At 45.9% G+C, this 21155-nt stretch carries 19 protein-coding genes and 2 pseudogenes; 19 read left to right on the plus strand and 2 right to left on the minus strand.

The genetic code is table 11. The annotated features are described in order from the left end of the window. Positions 1–4: 4 nt before the first annotated feature. A pseudogene (locus tag DW083_RS10025) lies at positions 5–616 on the minus strand (TetR/AcrR family transcriptional regulator). 199 nt (positions 617–815) lie between these two features. On the opposite strand from DW083_RS10025, the gene DW083_RS10030 reads away from it, so the two are divergent. Further along, positions 816–1598 (plus strand): AraC family transcriptional regulator, encoded by a 783-nt coding sequence (locus DW083_RS10030; RefSeq protein WP_233552113.1) that lies wholly within the window; start codon positions 816–818, stop codon positions 1596–1598. Further along, positions 1580–1744 carry a helix-turn-helix domain-containing protein gene (locus tag DW083_RS22725; protein ID WP_233552114.1) on the plus strand — a complete coding sequence of 55 codons (165 nt, stop codon included), beginning with the start codon at positions 1580–1582 and terminating at the stop codon, positions 1742–1744. Before DW083_RS10030 ends, DW083_RS22725 begins: the two co-directional genes overlap by 19 nt. A gap of 24 nt (positions 1745–1768) precedes the next feature. Here DW083_RS22725 and DW083_RS10035 read toward each other — a convergent pair whose 3' ends face one another. Further along, entirely contained in the window at positions 1769–2287 is a 519-nt protein-coding gene (locus tag DW083_RS10035; RefSeq protein WP_115498183.1) for an HdeD family acid-resistance protein, read from the minus strand. Between the two features lie 349 nt (positions 2288–2636). Here DW083_RS10035 and DW083_RS10040 point away from each other — a divergent pair, with 349 nt between their 5' ends. The 17 genes and pseudogenes from DW083_RS10040 (at position 2637) to DW083_RS10115 (ending at position 21141) form a co-directional block, all read left to right on the plus strand. After that, positions 2637–3383 (plus strand): FAD:protein FMN transferase, encoded by a 747-nt coding sequence (locus tag DW083_RS10040; RefSeq protein ID WP_233552116.1) that lies wholly within the window; start codon positions 2637–2639, stop codon positions 3381–3383. Beyond that, positions 3380–4702, plus strand: coding sequence for a Gfo/Idh/MocA family protein (locus DW083_RS10045; RefSeq protein ID WP_115498185.1), 1323 nt, complete (start codon positions 3380–3382; stop codon positions 4700–4702). The genes DW083_RS10040 and DW083_RS10045 overlap by 4 nt, the downstream gene beginning before the upstream one ends. A gap of 2 nt (positions 4703–4704) precedes the next feature. Further along, positions 4705–4935: a hypothetical protein gene (locus tag DW083_RS10050; RefSeq protein WP_122332324.1), complete on the plus strand. Its 231-nt coding sequence runs from the start codon at positions 4705–4707 to the stop codon at positions 4933–4935. Positions 4936–5109: 174 nt separating this feature from the next. Next, positions 5110–7125 (plus strand): beta-L-arabinofuranosidase domain-containing protein, encoded by a 2016-nt coding sequence (locus DW083_RS10055; protein WP_122332289.1) that lies wholly within the window; start codon positions 5110–5112, stop codon positions 7123–7125. Between the two features lie 1096 nt (positions 7126–8221). Continuing rightward, a complete protein-coding gene (gene hpt, locus DW083_RS10065) occupies positions 8222–8761 on the plus strand; it encodes a hypoxanthine phosphoribosyltransferase (RefSeq protein ID WP_122332291.1) in 540 nt (179 codons plus the stop codon). A 102-nt stretch (positions 8762–8863) separates the two neighbouring features. Next, positions 8864–9433 (plus strand): adenylate kinase, encoded by a 570-nt coding sequence (locus DW083_RS10070; RefSeq protein WP_122332292.1) that lies wholly within the window; start codon positions 8864–8866, stop codon positions 9431–9433. Between the two features lie 80 nt (positions 9434–9513). Further along, positions 9514–10673: pseudogene (obgE, locus tag DW083_RS22730) on the plus strand (GTPase ObgE). A gap of 10 nt (positions 10674–10683) precedes the next feature. Continuing rightward, positions 10684–11469 (plus strand): peptidoglycan editing factor PgeF, encoded by a 786-nt coding sequence (pgeF, locus tag DW083_RS22735; protein ID WP_233552144.1) that lies wholly within the window; start codon positions 10684–10686, stop codon positions 11467–11469. Positions 11470–11584: 115 nt separating this feature from the next. Next, positions 11585–11899 (plus strand): nucleotidyltransferase family protein, encoded by a 315-nt coding sequence (locus DW083_RS10080; protein WP_122332294.1) that lies wholly within the window; start codon positions 11585–11587, stop codon positions 11897–11899. Further along, positions 11896–12588: a B3/4 domain-containing protein gene (locus DW083_RS10085; protein ID WP_122332295.1), complete on the plus strand. Its 693-nt coding sequence runs from the start codon at positions 11896–11898 to the stop codon at positions 12586–12588. The genes DW083_RS10080 and DW083_RS10085 overlap by 4 nt, the downstream gene beginning before the upstream one ends. Positions 12589–12729: 141 nt before the next feature. Continuing rightward, positions 12730–12930, plus strand: a complete 201-nt coding sequence (locus DW083_RS10090; protein WP_115500898.1) for a winged helix-turn-helix domain-containing protein — start codon at positions 12730–12732, stop codon at positions 12928–12930. A 150-nt stretch (positions 12931–13080) separates the two neighbouring features. Continuing rightward, positions 13081–13374 carry a hypothetical protein gene (locus DW083_RS10095; protein WP_122332296.1) on the plus strand — a complete coding sequence of 98 codons (294 nt, stop codon included), beginning with the start codon at positions 13081–13083 and terminating at the stop codon, positions 13372–13374. 5 nt (positions 13375–13379) lie between these two features. Further along, positions 13380–13670 carry a cell division protein ZapA gene (locus tag DW083_RS10100; RefSeq protein WP_115500896.1) on the plus strand — a complete coding sequence of 97 codons (291 nt, stop codon included), beginning with the start codon at positions 13380–13382 and terminating at the stop codon, positions 13668–13670. Between the two features lie 110 nt (positions 13671–13780). Continuing rightward, positions 13781–15316, plus strand: a complete 1536-nt coding sequence (gene rny / locus DW083_RS10105) for a ribonuclease Y (RefSeq protein WP_122332297.1) — start codon at positions 13781–13783, stop codon at positions 15314–15316. Between the two features lie 939 nt (positions 15317–16255). Beyond that, positions 16256–18709, plus strand: a complete 2454-nt coding sequence (locus DW083_RS10110; RefSeq protein WP_199659163.1) for a SusC/RagA family TonB-linked outer membrane protein — start codon at positions 16256–16258, stop codon at positions 18707–18709. Between the two features lie 35 nt (positions 18710–18744). Then, positions 18745–19590 (plus strand): hypothetical protein, encoded by an 846-nt coding sequence (locus DW083_RS22260; RefSeq protein WP_199659164.1) that lies wholly within the window; start codon positions 18745–18747, stop codon positions 19588–19590. A gap of 18 nt (positions 19591–19608) precedes the next feature. Next, positions 19609–21141, plus strand: coding sequence for a RagB/SusD family nutrient uptake outer membrane protein (locus DW083_RS10115; RefSeq protein WP_233552122.1), 1533 nt, complete (start codon positions 19609–19611; stop codon positions 21139–21141). The last annotated feature ends 14 nt before the right edge of the window (positions 21142–21155 follow it).

The following is a 21155-nucleotide window of genomic DNA, read 5'->3' on the forward strand; positions in this document are numbered from 1 at the left end:
CTGTTCAGTCTAATTGTTTGTGAATATGTTTTTGTAAATAACGGTCTAAAATAGCAATTCCTTTTTCCGTGGATATTCCTCGCAGAAAGGCAAACAGAATCGTGTTGTACACTTCAGCAACGGAATGATTCGAGAGGGCGTCGGACGGGCGGATCATTTTAGCCTGCTCTTTAGCCAATAACGCTACAATCTCGAAATTGACATTTGGCTCGAAAACCCCTTCTTTGGCACCTCTTGACAGTAATTTGATGCACTTTTTCAAAAACCGGGACTTTTCTTCTTCCGTCTTTTGCATCGCTTTAGGATAACGTTTCAAGTCGTCATAAAACTTCTTGTTAAACCAGCGGGGGCGCTTCATCAGTTCTTCATAAAAGAGCATAACGACATCCAATGCTGTTATCGGTTCGGATTCAAGTTGTTTCATCTAGACTCTCATCTTATTGTAGCTCATGCTGAGACATTGCATCAGTAGTGTTTCCTTATCTTCAAAGAGTTCATAAAGAGTCCGCTTGGACATACTTGTGCTACGCTCAATGTCGTCCATGCTGACATTCTTTATTCCATGCTCCGAAAATAAGTCGAATGCCGTTAACATTATTTGTTCTTTCAGAATCATTGATTTGAATGATTATTTTGAATGCGATCAGATGCTGCAAAGGTCTGTCTAATTTAGAAAACTAAAAAGGTTTATTCTGTTACGGAATTAGTCGAAAACGAAAAGATATGGGGAAATGTATTCTTAAAAAACCGTTATTCATTGGTAAAAAATGAAACTTTACTGTGCTTAATGAAAAAATGTTTATCTTTGCAAATGTATGATTAGTAAATATGTAGAGATGGAAAAGCTTCCTTTGATAGAGTTGGCGGAACTAAATAAGAGCATCATATTCCGTGATAGTTTTCAGGATATATTTTCGGTAGCGGATCTGGACGGCAGCATTGAATTTGGGGATGTCGACGCCCCGGAACGTTATGCCCCGATGAGGCTGGATGCACTTTTGATGGTCCTGACCTTTGAGGGTACGCTCGAGATCAGCCTGGATTATGTGCCTTATACGATTAATCCGAATACTTTTATCACGATCATGCCGACGCATGCACTTCAACTTAATAAAATCAGTCCGGATTTTAAAGGCCGCCTGCTGATTGCTTCCAAAGAATTTCTGGATGACTGCAATACCAGCTATGGCAACCGGAACCATTCGATTGCGAACTATATGGAAGTCCGCAAAAATCCTTGTACCGAGCTTGAACCCGAAGAAACTCAGAAATTGGAGGAAAGCATAGGTGTTATACAGGAGAAGATGAAGGAACGGACGCATTTTTATCAGAAAGAATTGGTACAGAATGCCTTTATCGGCTTTCTGTTGGAACTGGCGAATATCCTGTTAGGCAAAAAGGATCGTCTGATCCGGCCGACCCTTTCCCGCAAGGAGGAATTGTTCGAACAGTTCCTGCAATTGTTGTTCGAGCATTGCAAAGAACAGCATGTGGTCACTTTTTATGCGGAGAAGCTGTTTATCACGCCGCAATATCTTTCGCTTATCCTGAAAGAATTGACCGGCAAATCTGCCAATAAATGGATAGACGACGCCTGATCGTCGAGGCTAAAATTCTGTTGAAAGCCCCGCAGGCCACTGTCCAGCAGGTTGCGGATGTCCTTCATTTCTCCGACCAGTCCACTTTTGGAAAGTTCTTTAAGAAACATATGGGGATTTCCCCGATGGAATACCGTAAGTCCTGAGACATACGGTATTCTTTTTATTTGTTATCTTTTTCTGAATTTATACCAGTTGATCAACTCGGATATTCCGTAAATCAGGCAGGCAACGCCGAAGATCACGAATGTGTTGGCTGCCGCCCCGAACGGATAGGCGAGAATCATAATACCGGTTATCAGGATCAATGCCGGTATGATATAAAAGCCGTAAGGCACGATACTCCATTTACGGGCCGAAACAAGCGAATATATCTGCTGTGCCCCTGCAATAACCAGTAAAGCTCCCAGGATATACATTAATATACTGACAAAAAACTGCGGCATGATTACTAACCATGCTCCGAACAGGATGCTGCCGGCGCCGTCGATCGGAAACATCGGACTGGGTTCGCCCTCCACCTTCTCACGGGTGAAATAGTTTAAGAGCGAGAATATCCCGGGTATGATAAAACAGATTCCGATTGTAATAACCAGATAAGTGACAGCCGCTTCCGGCCAAAGAACCAAAACAAGCCCCATTACGATCGCAAATATGCAGCGCAGGACCGAACCATTTAAACCTTTCATATAAATTGTATTTAGAATCTATCTTTTTTATATAACAACGAGGTACGTTATTTTCTTCTGAAAGTAAAGAGAAAATTGATTTTCCCGGTAACCCGTCCGGGTGAAATAGACAGTTCCGGTAAGTTTCAGAAAGCAGGCTTGCCGGACACATAAACAAAAATAAACGCTAATTTGAAAACCTTTTGAGAAAAAGACTGTTTCATTGCCTTTGTAAAACGAACAAATGGCTTATATTTGCAACGTGTGTACGCACACCTCTTGAACCTGTGTAAAAAATAACAAATGGCTTATGTCTTATTCTAATTACTATGCTGCTTCCGGGCTTTTTCATGGATCTATGTCGTCGGTAATGGGAACACAGTTTGACATTCTGATGGTCGGCAGTGATTCCGCGCTGCTTGGCACGGTTTGGGAAAAGGTCGAGTCGGAGGTCCGGCGGTTGGATAAGATGTTGAACCGCTTTGATCCGGAAAGCGAGGTGTCGTTTGTCAATCGGGAAGCCGGGCATTATCCGGTATCGGTAGGTGAAGAACTTTGGGATATATTGCAGAACTGCAAGCGTTATTATGAATTGACGGAGGGATATTTTGATATTACCTTGCAAGGATTTGATCAGTTATTGCTTACGGAAGAAGACAAAAGCATCTTTTTCTTCTCCGAATCTTTACATATCGATCTTGGCGGGTACGGGAAAGGATATGCGCTTGCAAAAATACGGGAGTTACTGGAAGAAAATAGGGTCACTAAAGCGCTTGTGAATTTCGGAAACAGCTCGGTGCTGGCTGTCGGCACGCATCCGTGCGGGGCATATTGGCCTGTCGGGCTCGATAATCCGTTCACGAAAGAAAGGGTGGCGGATCTGAAACTGTGTGACAGTTCGCTTTCGACATCGGGCAACATGCCTTCACATCCGCGCCACATCGTAAATCCGCATACCGGGGCGTTTGTGGAAGACAAGAAAATGGTGTCGGTTGTCGCGAAAGATCCGGTGGTGGCGGAAATATTGACTACCGCTTTTATGATTGCCGATGAGGAGCGTATTCCGGAAATTGCCTCGCAATTTGATATTTATGAAAAACATGTATATAAGTTATGAAAAATGATGAGAATTCAGTCAATTTAAGCCGACGGGACTTCTTCAAGGAGCTGGGAATGATCGGTGGAGGCGGTGCGCTGCTTTCCGCATTTCCCTGGTTGCAGTCCTGCAGTGCTGACGACAAAGCGCTGATCGCCAAGGAGAAAGTGCGGATCGGTTTTATCGGTACAGGTTCACGTGGGCAATACCACCTGAATAACTTGAAGACAATCCCTTATGCCGATGTGGTTGCCTTATGTGATAATTATCCTCCCCATCTGAAAGAGGCTTCCGCGCTTTATCCGAAAGCAAAGACGTATGATGATTACCGGAAGTTGCTGGAAGACAAAGATGTCCAGGCTGTCATGATTGCTACCCCGTTATACGAACATGCGCATATCACAATCGATTCCCTGCATGCAGGCAAGCATACGTTCTGTGAAAAGTCGATGGCGATGACCTGTGCGGATTGCTTGGATATGTATAATGTATTCAAGGAATCGGGAAAAGTGATGTTTATCGGCCAGCAACGTTTGTACGATCCTAAATATGTGAAGGCGATGGAGATGATTCATGCCGGTCTGTTGGGCGAAATCGGCTCGATACGGGCTTATTGGTTCCGTAATAACGACTGGCGCCGTCCGGTTCCTTCTCCCGATTTGGAGCGTAAGATTAACTGGCGTTTATATAAAGAATACTCATGCGGTCTGGTGACCGAGTTGGCGACTCATCAGTTGCAAGTCGGTAACTGGGCGTTGAAAATGTTGCCTGAGAAAGTGGCCGGTATGGGCGATATCGTCTATTGGAAAGACGGCCGCGATGTCTACGACAGCATCAACCTGATCTATCATTACCCGAACGGCGTGAAGATGACCTACGAATCGATGATCGCCAATAAGTTCTATGGCCTCGAAGAAGAAATCTTAGGCAGCAAGGGAACGATGGAACCGGAAAAAGGCAAATATTATTTTGAAGATGCCGAACCGGCTCCCGGTATCCTGCAACTGATCAACCAGATCGAACATAAGATGTTCGACAATGTTTCGTTTGCCGGTCCGAGCTGGGTGCCTGAAACGGCGTCGGTCAACAAGGGACATCTGATTATGGACAAGGTGACTTCAATCAGCGGACAGTCGTCTGTCGGCGCTGCAGGTGACGGTTCCGTCGAGTTGGTTACCGCTTTCTGTGAGTCCGCCATTACCGGGAAACCGGTCCCGAACCTGGTGGAAGAAGCCTATTATTCTTCTGTGCTCGGCTTGTTAGGCCTGCAGGCGATAGATGAAGGACGGGTGATTACTTTCCCGGATGAATATAAAATACCGTATCTAAATTTTGCATGATTATGAAAGACATCTTATTAACTGTAAAGAGACAAAAAACGGAAATTAAGGTTTTCTGTGTTTGTATCGTGCTTGCTTATCTGATGAACATCATTGCGATCATTGCATACGGTACAAGTTGGTCCGAACTTTGGACACAATCCTTATGGATGCTGCTTATCACTTGCGGCTTTTATGGATTGTCAATTGCGCTTCGCCTGCTGTATTATGGAATACGGCAGTTAAGGAAATAATCTTCCATGCCCATCCATCTAAAATTTCATGCCCATGTAATTCAATTTTCATGGGCATGAAATTTATTTCTTCATTCTCTCCCCCTTTTGCATGATTCGTGAATGTTTTTGATTGATTTCTTATCCTGTCTTTCTGTCGGATTACTTTCCTTTGTCCTATAATTCTGATTAGACATGAAAAAGACAATTTTACTATTCTCAATTCTATTAGCGTCGTGTGCCGGAGAGCAGACGCAGGAGATACAGACGGTGGAACGTCTGTCCACAACATCTCGAAATGACTATTATGTAAGTAACCGGTCACCTTTGCAACCACAGCAATTTATCAAGCTGCCTGCCGGAAGCATCGAACCCGAAGGCTGGATACGGGAACAGATCGAATTACAGAAAAACGGCCTCTGCGGCCATCTGGGAGAGATCAGCGCCTGGTTACAAAAAGGCGACAATGCCTGGCTGAAGAACGGAGGCGAATGGGGCTGGGAAGAAGTGCCTTACTGGCTGCGCGGTTATGGAAATATGGCTTATGCGCTGAAAGACGAGGCGCTGCTCAAGGAAACAAAGTTCTGGATAGAAGCCATCCTGGCAAGCCAGCGTGAAGACGGCAACTTTGGCCCTGTCCATCTGAATAACGGCAAGCAGGATTTCTGGCCGAACATGATTGTCCTCTGGATCATGCAATCTTATTTTGAATACACGAATGATAACCGGGTGATCGATTTCATGGCAAATTATTGCCATTATCTGCAAACGGTTCCGGATGATGCTTTCCTTTCCAGTTATTGGGAAAACAGTCGCGGAGGCGATAATCTTTGGAGCGTGGTCTGGCTGTACAACCGTACGGGCGACGAATCCCTTCTTTCGCTGGCCGATAAAATCCACCGGAATACGGCTGACTGGACGAAGTCGACGCAACTTCCGAACTGGCATAATGTGAATATCGCCCAGTGTTTCCGCGAACCGGCCACTTATTTCCTGTTTACAAAAGACTCGGCCATGCTGGATGCCACCTATAACGCGCAAAGCCTGATACGCCGCGCTTTCGGACAGGTCCCGGGTGGAATGTTCGGAGCGGACGAGAATGCCCGCATCGGTTTCTTCGATCCCCGGCAGGGAACGGAGACTTGCGGTTTTGTGGAGCAGATGGCGTCCGACGAGATTATGCTCCTGATCAGCGGCGATCCTTATTGGGCTGACAATTGCGAAGATGTGGCTTTTAACAGCTATCCTGCCGCTTTGATGCCGGATTACCGGGCGTTGCGCTATCTGACTTGTCCGAATATGGTCGTCAGCGACTCACGCAACCACCATCCGGGTTTGGACAATCGGGGACCGTTCCTGGCAATGAACCCGTTCAGCAGCCGTTGTTGCCAGCATAATCATGGCTTCGGTTGGCCTTATTATATGGAACATTTGGTATTGGCAACGCCGGATAACGGAGTGGCAGCCGTTCTTTATAACGCTTGTAAAGCGAATGTGAAGGTGGGCGACGGAACGGAAATCACGTTGCATGAACAGACAAATTATCCTTTTGAAGAAATGACACGTTTTACGGTCGGGACACCCAAAGCAATTTCTTTCCCGTTCTATCTCCGCATACCTTCCTGGTGTAAGAATGCTTCTATCCTGATTAATGGCAAGCCGCAACAGGCAACGTTGGAAGCCGGGACTTACGCCCGTATCGAACGGGAGTGGAATAATGGTGACGAAATTGTGTTGAACCTTCCGATGGACTATTCCGTCCGCCAATGGCAGGTGAACAAGAACAGTGTCAGTGTCAATTACGGCCCGCTTACGCTCTCGTTAAAGATAGATGAAGAATACAGGCAAGTTCCGAGTACCGAAACGGCTGTGTGGGATTCCAAATGGCAGGAAGGCGCCGATGCTTCCGCTTGGCCGACTTTTGAGATTCATCCGGCAAGCGCGTGGAATTATGCTTTGAAAGTAAAGTCTCCCATAACATTGCAGCGCAAGAACTGGCCGGCTGATAATAATCCGTTCACCTTGGCATCCGTCCCGATGGAGTTCAAAGCCCAGGGCCGTTTAGTACCGGGATGGAAAGTTGATGAATACGGACTGTGCGGCGTTTTACCTTACGAAAACGCTCCTAAATCTGACCGCCTGGACGAAATAACACTGGTCCCGATGGGAGCAGCCCGTTTGCGTATATCTTCGTTCCCGGTGGCGGAGTGAGGTTCAGGGCATAGGGGTTCTATCGGTAAGACGCTACGTTTGTATTACTGGACGCAGACGGGCGCTGATAACGCAGACGAACGCAGATCATTTATTGTTTTAAAAGAAAATAAGTCTGCGTTTCTCTGTATTATCTGCGCCTGTCTGCGTCCGATAAATACGAGCAAACACCCTGTTAAATCATCATTTATTTGTCAAATTTAGAATCTCCTGTAATTAAAGAAAAGACAATAACCCCCTTTTCAGCCGTTTTTCTATTTCGTCTGAAATCTTGATCGATTTTGGATTGACTCTTTTCACGGATTTACCTCTTCCGGCTGACACCGGACGGAATGAGGTGCCGGGATCATTCTAAAAAGCGTGCAATTTGATTATCGAAAACAGGAAACACCGACAAAGTGATAAAGCTTAACTCCCGGAGAATCGAATATTTGAAAATAAAACGGACGGCGTCCCAAATATCCCAAGGAAATTCAGGTGCTTTTTTGCCCTGAAAACGGTCCTCTTTCCAATTACGACCGTTCAAATCTCCATTACGACCGTCCTAATCTTCGCGAGGTGCCGAGTGCACTACACATTAGCACGGTCGTAATGGCAAAGAGGACGGTCATAATTGCGGAAAACGCTCAAAAAAGAGGAAAAAGTCCCTTTTTGAGGTCAAAAAAACGGATTAACATTTGTTTTGTTTTAGATGTTTTTTGATGCTGAAAAATCCGTTTTTTACAATAAGCCTCCCCTCTTCCTGCCCCTGTGTTTGTTCAGTTTTTTACGCCTTGCATGATCCCGGAGTCTGTATCCATATTGTTGATCTGTTTTCTACGGCTGCTGGATTGTTTGCCGTAATTCAGGTTCAGGCTTAATTTAACCAGGAAAGACCTGTTGTTTGTCGTGTGTATTATTTCTGTGTTTTAATTTATTACTTTCTGAGAGCTCTCTATCTATGCAGACAACCGGGACGAAAATATATTTTCCGGGGAACATTATTTTTTGCAAATTAGTTGTTCTCCGCTTGGATGAACTTCTCCGAATCTGTACAAAAATAGTAATAGTTACCCGAAAAAGTTGTACATTTGTCCCCTCGAAAATCAGACGGAATATGGATAAGATCCGATTAAAAGACAAAGAATTTGAACTCTTTATCCCGGAAGCGGAGATAAAAGAAGCGATTGCAAAGGTGGCGGAGCGTATCCGGGCCGATGTGAAAGGTACGAATCCGTTGTTTGTGGGAATCCTGAACGGAGCCTTTATGTTTACGGCCGAACTGATGCGCCAGTTGGACGAACCGTACGAGATTACTTTTGCCCGCTATTCTTCCTATAAGGGGACCAGTACGACCGGCGTTGTCCGTGAGATCATGCCCGTGCAAGCTGATGTAAAAGGGAGGACTTTGATTCTGATTGAGGATATTATCGATACCGGGTTCACGATGCAATACGTGATGGACAAGCTCCGTAAAGACGGTGCAGCCGATGTAAAACTGGCAACGATGCTTTTCAAACCCGATTCGTTGAAGTGTGATTTGAAACCCGATTATGTCGGTATCCGGATTCCGGGCGATTTTATTGTCGGCTACGGACTGGATTATGACGAGATGGGGAGGGCTTACCGGAACATCTATAAGATAATTGAAAGTTGAGAGTTGAAAATTGAAAGTTATTAGATTAATGTATAATGGGTGGCAATAGGGGGGTGATTACAATTATTCATTCTTAATTGTCAATTAAAAAGCAAACTTTTTATGTTGAACATTGTTATTTTTGGTGCTCCCGGTTCAGGAAAGGGAACACAGAGCGAATTGATTATTGCTGAATATGGCGTAGACCATATCTCTACGGGTGATGTTTTGCGTTCTGAAATGAAGAACGAAACTGAACTGGGCAAGATTGCTAAGGATTACATCGAAAAAGGACAGTTGGTTCCGGATGAACTGATCGTCGACATGCTGGCAAAAGTTCTGGACAGCAAAGAGAACTCCAAAGGTGTTATCTTCGATGGTTTCCCCCGTACGATCCCGCAGGCAAAGGCACTGAAAGAAATGTTGAACAAGCGCGGTACGGACGTATCGGTTATGTTGAACTTGCAGGTTGAGGAAGAAGAACTGATCAAACGTCTGCTGGAACGCGGTAAAGTATCAGGGCGTTCAGACGACAACCTGGAAACAATCAAGTCAAGACTGGATGTTTATCACAAACAGACCGCTCCTCTGGCTGACTACTATATTGGCGAAGGCAAACATGTTGCTATCGAAGGTATGGGTACCGTCGAAGAAATCTTCGGCCGTATCAAAGAAGCAGTGAATAATTTGTAAATTGATCAATGTGCCAATATGCCAATTTAAGTATCATTATTGGCACATTGGCATATTCGCACATTAAATAATTATTTTTTATGGCTGAATCAAACTTTGTAGATTATGTAAAGATCTATTGCCGTTCAGGTAAGGGCGGTAGAGGGTCTTCTCACTTTCGCCGCGAGAAATACATTCCGAAAGGAGGTCCCGACGGAGGCGATGGAGGGCGAGGAGGCCATGTGTATCTTCGTGGGAACCGGAACTACTGGACGCTCCTGCACCTGAAATACGAACGCCATATTATGGCGACGAACGGTGAAGGAGGCGGTGCCAAGCGCAGTTTCGGGAAAGATGGCGAAGACCGTGTGATCGAAGTTCCTTGCGGAACTGTCGTGTATGATGCCGATACGGGCGAGTTTATCTGTGACGTGACCGAAGACGGACAGCAGGTTATGCTGTTGAAAGGCGGTCGCGGCGGCTTGGGTAACTGGAACTTTAAGACTTCGACCAATCAGGCGCCTCGTTATTCGCAGCCCGGTGAGCCGGCGCAGGAACGGATGGTGATCATGCAATTGAAGTTGCTGGCCGATGTCGGTCTGGTCGGTTTCCCGAACGCGGGTAAGTCTACGTTGCTGTCGGTGGTTTCGGCGGCTAAACCGAAAATCGCCAATTATCCGTTTACGACGCTGGAACCGAACCTCGGTATCGTGAGCTATCGCGACAACCGTTCGTTCGTGATGGCCGATATTCCCGGTATTATCGAAGGGGCCAGCGAAGGTAAAGGATTGGGATTGCGCTTCCTCCGCCATATCGAACGTAACTCGCTGCTTCTGTTCATGGTGCCGGCCGATGCGGACGATATCAAGAAGGAATACGAAATCCTGTTAGGCGAGTTGGTCAAGTATAACCCCGATTTGCAGGATAAGAGCCGTGTGTTGGCAATCACGAAAAGCGATATGCTGGACGAAGAGCTGATCGAGGCCCTGTCGGAAGATTTGCCGGAAGGCGTTCCGCATGTCTTTATTTCTTCGGTTGCCGGAATGGGAATTGTCGAGTTGAAAGACCTTCTGTGGAAGGAACTGAACAAGGAGACTTTCCATGAGGTGGAGCGTATCGTACACAAGAATATCGATGTCAGTTCGCTTGCGCTGGATGATGACGATTTCATTATTCCTCTTGAAGAGGACGATCCGGACGACGATGAGGAATATGAAGAATACGAGATTGGGACGACGAAGATGAAGATACTTCAAAATGATAAAGTAAAGATGTTGCAATTTCCCGGGTTAAGCGGGGATTGCAACATCTCTCATTTTATAACCACCCGTCGGGGCGGTGTGAGCGAAGGGGCGTATGCTTCCTTTAATCCCGGCGAATATAGCGGAGACGATCCAGAGGCCGTCCGGATGAACCGGAAGCTTCTTTCGGATGCTATCGGAATCCCTCCCGAAAGGATTTTTGCCCCTTTTCAGGTACATGGCGCGGAGGTCCGCTCGATCGAACCTTTCTTTCTCTCCCTTCCTTTGGATGAACAGCGGATTTATCTGGACGGCGTAGATGCTTTGGCCACCAATGTGCCGGATGTTTGCGTCGCGGTTTCGACTGCCGATTGTGTTCCCGTATTGCTTTATGCTCCCGATGTAAAAGCCGTAGCAGCCGTTCATGCCGGTTGGCGGGGAACGGTACGGCAGATTGCGGTTAAAACAGTCAGCTTTCTTATGAAGGAATATGATGCCGATCCGCTTTTGATGAAAGCCGGAATCGCACCTTCTATCGGTCAGGATGCCTTTGAAGTAGGGGAGGAGGTGGTGGAAGCGTTCCGGGAGGCTGGTTTCGATCTGTCACGTATCGTGAAACGGAATGCCTCGACCGGTAAAGCCCATATCGACCTCTGGGAAGCCAACCGTTTGCAGCTATCGGACTGCGGACTTGCCGCCGCAAATATCGAAGTCGCCGGAATCTGCACCTACACGCACCACGACGAATTCTTCTCCGCCCGCCGTCTGGGTATCAAAAGCGGACGTATTCTTTCCGGAATTTGCCTTCATGCCTGAAACAAATAGAAAAGTTGTTTTCTGTAAGGATTTGTGTTATCTTTGTGATACATTGTTGGATGTATATTTATGGAACTGTTGGCTTGATCCGATTTAATTACTAAACATAAGAGTTATGAGACGAACGGATGTAGTGGAACAAATCAAGAAGGTGGTGCATGAAGTTGCTCCTACAGCTAAAGCAATTCTGTTTGGCTCGGAAGCACGTGGTGACGCTCGCCCGGATAGTGATATTGATTTATTGATTTTAATGGATGGAGATAAACTCTCACTGGAAAGCGAAGAGGCTGTTACATTGCCCCTCTATGAATTGGAATTAAAAACAGGAATCGCTATCAATCCTATTGTTATGTTGAAAAAGTTATGGGATAATCGCCCATTCAAAACGCCTTTTTATGTTAATGTTGTAAATGAAGGAGTTGTGCTATGATACAAGTTTCAATATCAGAAGAAGTTTCCAGCGCTTGTCCGGACCTGCAAGTCCTGGTGATAGCCTGTCAGGTCAGGAATTCGGAGCCGGATGAACAACTCTGGCGGGAGATCAAGGCAGAAGAAGCGGCTGTCCGGGCGACGGTCAAACTGGAACAAATCAATAAGTGGCTTCCTATTCAGGCTACGCGCCAGGCCTATAAACGGCTGGGAAAAGATCCGAACCGTTACCGTCCTTCTGCGGAAGCCTTGCGCAGGCGTATTCTTCGCGAGTTGCCCCTTTATAAGGTCGATACATTGGTCGATCTGATCAATCTTGTTTCTATCCGCAGCGGTTATTCCATAGGAGGTTTTGATGCGGACAAGATCGAAGGCGGTAAGCTGGTGCTGGGTGTCGGAAGGGAAGGCGAACTTTATCATGGGATCGGTCGCGGCGAACTGAATATTGCCGGATTGCCTGTTTATCGCGATGCCATTGGCGGCATCGGAACACCGACCAGCGATGAGGAGCGGACGAAAATCGGGTTAGACACCACAAGCCTGTTAATGATTCTGAATGGTTACTCCGGGTTGGACGGTTTGATCGATGCCGGAAAGTATGCGGCAGGCCTATTAAGCAAATATGTTTCAGCTACAAACATTGAAATGGAACTTGTTTCGGCCGGTAAACGGACGGAAATAGTACTATAATAGTACTGTAAGTGTGTTAAATATGCTTGCAAAGTATAAAAAGCGCCTGTTTTTATGCTAAAAAACATCTATTTCCTTTTGTTTTAATGGATTAATCTATAAATTTGTCCCCGTTAACGAATTAACAAAACAAAAAGAAACATGATCGAATTGATTGGAACAAACGCCGGCCTTGTTTGGACAGCACTGAACGAAGGCGGTAAAATGAGTGTTAAGGCAGTAAAGAAAGCAACTAAAATTAAAGCAGAAAAAGATATGTATGCTGCTTTTGGTTGGTTGGCAAAAGAAGGCAAGTTAGCTTTCGAAGAAGTTGAAGGTGAATTGTACGTTGCGTTGGTATAATAGAGCGTAACTGAAACTATTAGAAGGAGGGCTGTTCGGATTTTGGTTTGAACGGCCTTTTGTGTATCCGGACGTTTTCTGTCAAAAAAACAAACTGATTGTTGTTTTATTCAAATCTAAAGTTTACTTTTGTGTAGAATTTGGTGTGAAATGACCGAAGATCATAAAAGATTGTTGGCTGTATTTGAGGTTAGAGTTCGTGATTTGATGGAGCTTTGCGATAAGCAAAAACAGAGAATCGGCGAGCTCGAAGGTTTTTTGGTTCAGAAAGGAGAAGAACTTCAGCAGGCGATAAAGACGATCGAAGAGTTGAATACTAAATGTGATAACATGCTGACGGCGCGGGTTGTTTCCGTAAACGAAGGAGAAATGAAAAGCGCAAGGATGCGGTTATCGAAGTTAGTGCGGGAAGTAGACAAGTGCATTGCACTATTAAACGAATAGAGGCGATGGACGATAAATTTCTTATACATGTAGAGATAGCCGGTAAAAGTTATGGTATCAGAATCGACCGGAGTGAGGAGCAGGAAGCCCGTAAGGCTGTCAAGCAAATCCGGATGAAGATGGACCAGTACCGGAAGAAATATTCCGAAGTGGATGTAAAAGATTTGTTAGCCATGGTGGCCTTTCAACTATCGGTGGAGAACGTGAAGTTGGAGGAAAAGAATGACACAAGTCCCTTTACTGAAAAGATACAGGAACTGACCGATGAACTGGAAAGTTACCTGAAGGATAAATAGTTGTAAGAATTAAGAAGATGCGTTTCCGCACTGCTTTGCATGGTATATCCATGTGAGGGTAGTGCTTTTTTTGTATATAATAATATAATAGAATTTAAACTATAAGTAAAATGGGAATGAGCATAATCATAGCACTGGTAACCTTCATCGTTGGGGGCTTGCTTGTGTGGTTCGTGATGAGAGTCCTTATGAAGTCGAGGTATGACGCCGTCATACGCGAAGCTGAAAAGGAGTCGGAAGTAATGAAGCAGAAGAAGCTCCTTGAAGTAAAGGAGAAGTTTCTTCATTTGAAAGCGGATCTGGAAAAACAGGTTTCCGCACGTAATTCAAAAATCCAGTCGGTTGAGGCTAAGTTGAAACAGCGCGAATTGAGCCTGAACCAGCGTCAGGAAGACCTGCAACGCAAAAACAGCGAAATGGATGCCGTCAAGGAAAACCTGGCTGCCCAATTGGAACTGGTTGATAAAAAGAAACAGGATCTTGAGAAACTGTACCAGCGTGAGATCGAACATCTGGAAACCCTTTCCGGACTTTCTGCCGAAGAAGCAAAAGAACGTTTGATCGAATCATTGAAAGACGAGGCCAAGTCCGAAGCTACTTCCTTCATTAACGAGATCATGGAAGAAGCTAAGATGACAGCCAACAAGGAAGCGAAAAAGATCGTTATCCAGTCTATCCAGCGCGTTGCTACCGAAACGGCGATCGAGAACTCGATTACCGTATTCCATATCGAATCCGACGAAATCAAAGGCCGTATCATCGGTCGTGAAGGGCGTAATATCCGGGCGTTGGAAGCAGCTACCGGTATTGAAATCGTGGTAGACGATACGCCTGAAGCAATCGTGTTGTCCGGCTTCGATCCAGTTCGCCGCGAGATTGCCCGTCTGGCTCTGCACCAATTGGTACAGGACGGACGTATCCACCCGGCCCGCATCGAAGAAGTCGTGACGAAGGTAAGAAAGCAGGTGGAAGACGAAGTGGTGGAAACCGGTAAACGTACGGTGATCGACCTCGGTGTCCATGGCTTGCATCCTGAACTGATCCGTATGATCGGTAAGATGAAATACCGCTCTTCTTACGGTCAGAACCTGTTGCAGCATGCACGCGAAACAGCCAATCTTTGTGCCGTAATGGCATCCGAATTAGGACTGAACCCGAAGAAAGCAAAACGTGCCGGATTGTTGCACGATATAGGTAAGGTGCCTGATGATGAACCGGAATTGCCGCACGCAATCTTAGGTATGAAACTCTGTGAGAAATATAAAGAGAAACCGGATATCTGCAATGCCGTAGGCGCTCACCACGATGAAGTGGAAATGCAGACGCTGTTGGCTCCGATCGTACAGGTTTGTGATGCCATCTCAGGAGCCCGTCCGGGTGCCCGTCGTGAGATCGTAGAGGCTTATATCAAACGTCTGAATGATCTGGAACAATTAGCACTCTCTTATCCGGGTGTCGTAAAGACATATGCTATCCAGGCCGGTCGTGAACTCCGCGTGATCGTGGGAGCTGACAAGATCGACGATAAGGATACCGAAAATCTGTCAAATGAAATTGCAAAGAAAATTCAAGATGAAATGACTTATCCGGGACAGGTTAAGATCACGGTTATCCGTGAAACCCGTGCGGTAAGTTATGCTAAATAGTTTTTTTCATTTAAGATTGATTATAATAACGTGTGGGCTGGTCTGTGGAAGATCGGCCCTCTCTTTTTTACTCCCGCCTGTGGGATAATTCCTCATTATGTATGGATTAGTAGATAGGAAGGTTTGGATTAGTTATTAGGAAGTGATGATTAGACAGAGTATGTTGGACAAAGGAACAAAAGAACAAATGATGATTTAGCGGTGTGTCGCGGAAGCCTCGTAGCGGTTCGCGAACCGCCCCTACGAGGCCGTGATCCGCACCCCGTTAAATCATCATTTACAGGTTTACAATTTCTTAAATGTGATCCCTTATAACTTTCAACTATCCGAGGGGGCTTATTGTAAAAAACGTGTTTTTCAGGTTCGAAAAACATCCGAAACTAAACAAATGTTAATCCGTTTTTTTGACCTCAAAAAGGGACTTTTTCCTCTTTTTTGAGCGTTTCCAACAATTGCGACCGTTCTCTTTGCCATTACGACCGTGCTAATGTGTAGTACACTCGGCACCTCGCGAAGATTAGGACGGTCATAAGGGCTAAAAAGCACCTGAATTTCCTTGGGATATTTGGGACACCGTCCGTTTTATTTTCAAATATTCGATTCTCCGGGAGTTAAGCTTTATCACTTTGTCGGCGTTTCCACCTTTCGGTAATCAAATTGCACGTTTTTTGGAATGGGCTCGGCACCTCATTTTATCTATTGTCATCCGATCAGGTTAAAATCATAAAAAGAGTCAATCCAAAATCGATCAAGATTTCGGACGAAATAGAAAAACAGTCGAAACAGGGGGTTATTGTATTAAAATATAGTTGACGCTTAGCTTTGTTGCCGATTGGCTGAAATATAAAATTAATGCCTTTGTTATACCTTGACAATATCGTTTAAAGTTCTTTGCAGGCGAAAAATAAATAAGACTGTGTAAAATTAAAAAAGAGAAGGATGAAAAGAAAGTACTTGGCTTTTACGGTGCCTGCTTTGTTCTTTGGTGTTGCCGGCATACATCCGTTGTTTGCTTCGCCTCTGGATGCAAAAGGATCGATCGAACGTATGGTTGTCAGCCAGCAAGTCGCTGTGGTTAGCGGAGTTGTGTCGGACATGAATGGCGAGCCGATTATTGGAGCGAATGTTGTCGAGAAAGGAACGACTAATGGGACTGTTACGGATATCGATGGTAAGTTCACATTGTCTTTGCAGAATAAGCAGGGACTCATTGTCGTATCTTACATCGGTTTTAATCCGAAAGAATTGCCGGCAAAGACAGGTGAAACGCTGTCTATCCGGCTGGAAGAAGATAGCCAGAATCTGGATGAAGTGGTTGTGGTCGGATATCAGACCATGCGTAAAACAGAATTGACCGGTGCTGTTGCCAGCCTGAAAGCCGGAGAATTGAACCTGACAACACCGAACGTAGGACAGAGTATGGTCGGTAAGGTGGCCGGTGTACAGATTTCGCAGGTGAGTGGTGCCCCTTACAACGGAACGAAGATCCGTGTGCGTGGTACGGCTTCCATTAATGCAAGTTCTGACCCTCTGTATGTGATTGACGGTTATCCTTCCAATGAAGATCTTGTTATAAATCCGGAGGATATCGAGTCTATAGAAGTGCTGAAAGATGCAGCTTCCGCCGCTATCTACGGTTCCCGTGCGGCCGGCGGTGTTGTCTTGATCACGACCAAAAGGGGGAAGACCGGCAAAGCGCGTGTCGACTATAATTTCCAGTTCAGTGTCAACCAGCTGGCAAAGAAGGTCGATATGCTGAATGCGCGTGAATTTGCCGAGCTTCATGTCGAAGGCCATAACAATGCGTATAAGAACCTGTTGCTGAATGCCGGTAAGGAATGGAGCGATTCTTATTTCGGCGATACCAACGAGGTGCGTGCCCAACGTCTGGGATCGAGCAACAGTGCTGCCATGATTCCGGAATTCATGTATAATTTCGCCACACAGGAAATCTTGGATCCGAAATACGATACGGACTGGCAGGACGAGTTGTACAGGAACGCCCCCAGCCACCGCCATTCTGTTTCTGTTTCGGGTGGTAGTGAAAGTATCCGTTACCAGGTGAGCGGCGGTTTCCAGAACCAGGAAGGTATCGTCTTGTCTACCGGCCAGAAAAGAGCGAACTTGCGCAGTAACCTGGATATAGATGTAAACCCGAAGTTGAAGTTGGGAGTGAATTTCTCCATGTCGGCGAATTGGAACCATGAAATCCAGGAAGGCCGCTTTAACCAGGGACCTGTATTGGGCGCACTGGTTTACGCTCCTATATTCCGTTGTTATGATGACAGCGGCAATTTGGTCAAAAATGAAATGGCTTCCTATTCGAGTGCGTATGGCATGCAGCAGATCGAGAACCCGGTGACGCTGGCCACGGAAACAAAGATTTCCCGGGATGGAATGCGGAATACGTATAATGTGTTCGGAACATACGAATTGGTCAAGAACCTCTTCTTCAAAGCGAACTTGGCCATGTACAATTATAATGAGAAGTATGAATTTTATAAGCCGACCAGCTTGAGCAGCGGAGCCAATCCCCCTTACTCGGACGAAGCTAAGGCCGATGCATATGCCCTTTCCAAAAATACGGGAGTAAGGGATTACCTGGGTGAGTTTACGCTAAGCTATAATAAAAGCTGGAATGATATTCATAACTTCAGTGGCGTAGCCGGTTATTCGTTGCAACAGAACGAAAGAGACATTGTGGAAGTCAAGGCAACCGGTTTTGAGGACGACCATATTAAGGAAGTGACCGGTCATGGGGCGGATGCCAGCAATCTGACGCTGACTAACAATACGTTAAAGTCTATCTGGACAATGGTTTCCTATTTTGCCCGTTTGAATTACAACTTTACCAATAAATATTATCTGACGGCTTCTTTTCGTGGAGATGCATCTTCGCTCTTCGGACCTTTGAACCGCTGGGGATATTTCCCGTCTGTATCCGGTGCTTATACGATCTCGAACGAATCTTTTTATAAAGACAGGCTGGGCAGTTCTTCTTCTCTGAAGTTGAGGGCAAGCTGGGGTATGAGCGGAAATAACGATATCGGGAACTATAACTTTTTACAGGTGATGAGTTCGCCGACGGGCGTTGTGATGGGGAATGGCTCTGTCAATTCGGCTATGTATCCGGGAGCATTTAAGGACCAGGCTTTGGGATGGGAGTCGACTTCGCAGTTTAACGCCGGTTTCGACTGGTCTTTCATGAATAACCGCTGGTCATTGTCTGCAAACTACTACCTGAGTTATACGCGTGATCTGCTGTTTGAACAGCCTGTTTCCGCCATTTCGGGTACGACTTCCATGTTGACAAACCTCCCGGATTCCAAAATCCGTAACCAAGGTGTCGATATCCAGGTGGATGGACGTATCTTCCGAAGGATTATGAGCTGAAGCTAAGCGGCAATATCTCGGTAAACCGTAACAAGGTGATGGATTTGGGCGGTGGCAATACGATTATTACCAATGGTGCGGAGCGTTCCTATAAGACACATATCACAGAAGAGGGACAGCCGATCGGTATGTTTTATGGTTTCAAGGTGGCCGGCATGGTGCGCGAATCGGATATGGCGAATATCGCGGAAGACGATAAATATTATAACAGTTCTACCAAATCTTTCCCGGAAGGCTATGTCCTGAAAGGTCCGGCCCGCTCTTTGTCCCAGACAACGGCTTTGGCTCCCGGCGACATTTATTTTGAAGATGTGAACGGAGACGGGGTTGTGGATGATGATGACAAACAGGTGATCGGTTCACCGCATCCGAAGTTCACGTATGGTTTCAATTTGAGCGGACGCTACAAGGATTTTGACCTGGCAGCTTCGTTTAACGGCTCTTATGGCAACAAGGTGTTGGACGGGCAGGACTATTATATCTTCAATATGGAAGGTTCCGGCAACCAGTATAAAGTGGTGACCGAACGCTACCGGAATGAGGCAAACCCCGGCAATGGATGGATCTATCGTTCTTCGCGCGGCGGTACGCAGAGCAACAGTACCCGTCTGTCTACGTTCTACCTGCAGGATGGTTCGTTCTTCCGTTGCACGAATATAACACTTGGCTATACAGTTCCCGGCATCGCACGTTTTGCGAATGGGTATATTAGTAATATCCGTTTGTATGTCGCTGTGGATAATCCGTTTACCATTACAAAATATAGAGGGTATAATCCGGAGGTGGATTATAATGACGGTTCAAACCTGACGCCGGGTGTGGATTATGGTAAATATCCCCTGGTACGTGCCTACAATGCAGGTATCCAGTTATCTTTTTAATTGTAAAAAATAAGTAGAATGAAAAAGAATATTATAATATCGACGGCATTGGCAGCCATGCTTTTATCCTTTTCTTCGTGCGAAGGTTTCCTGACACAGGAAAACCCGAACAAGATTGCTGCCGAATCTTATTTCCAGACGGAAAATGATGCAGAAAGGGCCTTGAATGGCGTTTATCTGGCTTTAAGGAGCAACAACTGCCTGGGAGAAGGGAGTACCATGTTCACGGAAGAGCGTTCGGACAATATGGGACGTCTGGATAACCAGTCCAGCTCAGGCGAGCCTTTCCAGTTTACCGATTTCTCCTTGTTGCCCAGTAATACCTATTTGAAGAACCACTGGGTGGCGATGTTTACGGCAGTAACCCGCAGTAATTTCCTGCTGACTTATATAGATGAGGTAGCCTTTGAAGATGAGGCGGTCCGCACGAGATATAAGGCGGAAGCCAAATTTGTTCGCGCCCTGGTCTATTTTCATCTGGTACGCAAATGGGGAGACGTGCCTTTGGTCACGACCTACCTGACGACAACAGAGGAGATCAATGCCAATACGTTCCGTGAAAAGAAAGAAATGGTGTATGCTCAAATCGTGCAGGACCTGAAAGATGCGTTGAACAGCAACCTGCCGGATATCCAGCCGGAGTCGGGGAAGGGACGGGCTTGTAAAGCCGCTGTCAGCGGATTGTTAGGACAGGTCTACCTGACGATGGCTACGACCTTGTCCGATGGAAACAAGGATTCGTATCTTCAGCAGGCGAAGAGCTATCTGGAGATGTGTTATGGTATGCGTAAGTTCGGTTCACTGAGCGAAATACCCTACGAAGATGTATTTGATGTGTCCAAGAAGTCGACCTGCCCGGAGATTATTTTCCAGATTGTGTACAAACAGGGGGATAAGGATTATTACTCCTCCATCGCTGCCAACAACCAGGCAAAAGGCGAAACGATAAACTCCCAGAAGAAATCGACCGGTGCCGGTAATTATGTGAATACGGATATCGTAAAGGAGTATGAAGAAACGGATTTTCGTAAGGAATGGTCGGTGAAATATGCGGATGATGCGGTTGCGAAGTCCTATTTTATCACGAAATTCCGTGATGTCAGCGATGCTGCGGGAACGTTGGGATATGGTGGTAATGACTGGATATTGATGCGTTATGCCGATGTTATTCTGATGCTGGCGGAAGTCAATATGTATCTGGGGAACGAAACGGCGGCTATCGGTTATCTGGATGAGGTGCGTGCACGTGCCGGAATGCCGGGTTATGCGGCAATGCAAAGTAATGCCGCTTATAAGACCTTATGCCCGACTCTCAAACTGGCAATCCTCCATGAACGCCGGGTTGAACTGGCATTTGAGAACCATCGCTGGTTCGACTTGCTCCGCTTCTTTACGGCGAACGAGTTGGTTACTTATATCCATAATAAGAAACAGGATGATTATGGCATCTCCAATATAAAGAATTTCGGTACGAAGGATATCTATTACCCGATTCCCTTCGACGAGTATAAGTTGAATCCGGAATTAATGTATCAGAATCCGGGATATTGATCAGACACAGAAAA

This window comes from Parabacteroides sp. AF48-14 (assembly GCF_003477465.1).
Taxonomy (GTDB): Bacteria; Bacteroidota; Bacteroidia; order Bacteroidales; family Tannerellaceae; genus Parabacteroides; species Parabacteroides acidifaciens.

Bases quoted from the DNA above. Each gene is read 5' to 3' on its own strand.
- DW083_RS10110 (WP_199659163.1), top strand. From the start codon at position 16,256: ATGAAAAGAAAGTACTTGGCTTTTACGGTGCCTGCTTTGTTCTTTGGT.
- DW083_RS10055 (WP_122332289.1), top strand. From the start codon at position 5,110: ATGAAAAAGACAATTTTACTATTCTCAATTCTATTAGCGTCGTGTGCC.
- DW083_RS10100 (WP_115500896.1), top strand. From the start codon at position 13,380: ATGGACGATAAATTTCTTATACATGTAGAGATAGCCGGTAAAAGTTAT.
- DW083_RS10080 (WP_122332294.1), top strand. From the start codon at position 11,585: ATGAGACGAACGGATGTAGTGGAACAAATCAAGAAGGTGGTGCATGAA.
- DW083_RS10050 (WP_122332324.1), top strand. From the start codon at position 4,705: ATGAAAGACATCTTATTAACTGTAAAGAGACAAAAAACGGAAATTAAG.
- pgeF (WP_233552144.1), top strand. From the start codon at position 10,684: ATGTTGCAATTTCCCGGGTTAAGCGGGGATTGCAACATCTCTCATTTT.
- DW083_RS10095 (WP_122332296.1), top strand. From the start codon at position 13,081: ATGACCGAAGATCATAAAAGATTGTTGGCTGTATTTGAGGTTAGAGTT.
- DW083_RS10030 (WP_233552113.1), top strand. From the start codon at position 816: ATGATTAGTAAATATGTAGAGATGGAAAAGCTTCCTTTGATAGAGTTG.
- DW083_RS10070 (WP_122332292.1), top strand. From the start codon at position 8,864: ATGTTGAACATTGTTATTTTTGGTGCTCCCGGTTCAGGAAAGGGAACA.
- DW083_RS10090 (WP_115500898.1), top strand. From the start codon at position 12,730: ATGATCGAATTGATTGGAACAAACGCCGGCCTTGTTTGGACAGCACTG.
- DW083_RS22725 (WP_233552114.1), top strand. From the start codon at position 1,580: ATGGATAGACGACGCCTGATCGTCGAGGCTAAAATTCTGTTGAAAGCC.
- DW083_RS10040 (WP_233552116.1), top strand. From the start codon at position 2,637: ATGGGAACACAGTTTGACATTCTGATGGTCGGCAGTGATTCCGCGCTG.
- DW083_RS10045 (WP_115498185.1), top strand. From the start codon at position 3,380: ATGAAAAATGATGAGAATTCAGTCAATTTAAGCCGACGGGACTTCTTC.
- DW083_RS10115 (WP_233552122.1), top strand. From the start codon at position 19,609: ATGAAAAAGAATATTATAATATCGACGGCATTGGCAGCCATGCTTTTA.
- DW083_RS10035 (WP_115498183.1), bottom strand. From the start codon at position 2,287: ATGAAAGGTTTAAATGGTTCGGTCCTGCGCTGCATATTTGCGATCGTA.
- DW083_RS10085 (WP_122332295.1), top strand. From the start codon at position 11,896: ATGATACAAGTTTCAATATCAGAAGAAGTTTCCAGCGCTTGTCCGGAC.
- rny (WP_122332297.1), top strand. From the start codon at position 13,781: ATGGGAATGAGCATAATCATAGCACTGGTAACCTTCATCGTTGGGGGC.
- hpt (WP_122332291.1), top strand. From the start codon at position 8,222: ATGGATAAGATCCGATTAAAAGACAAAGAATTTGAACTCTTTATCCCG.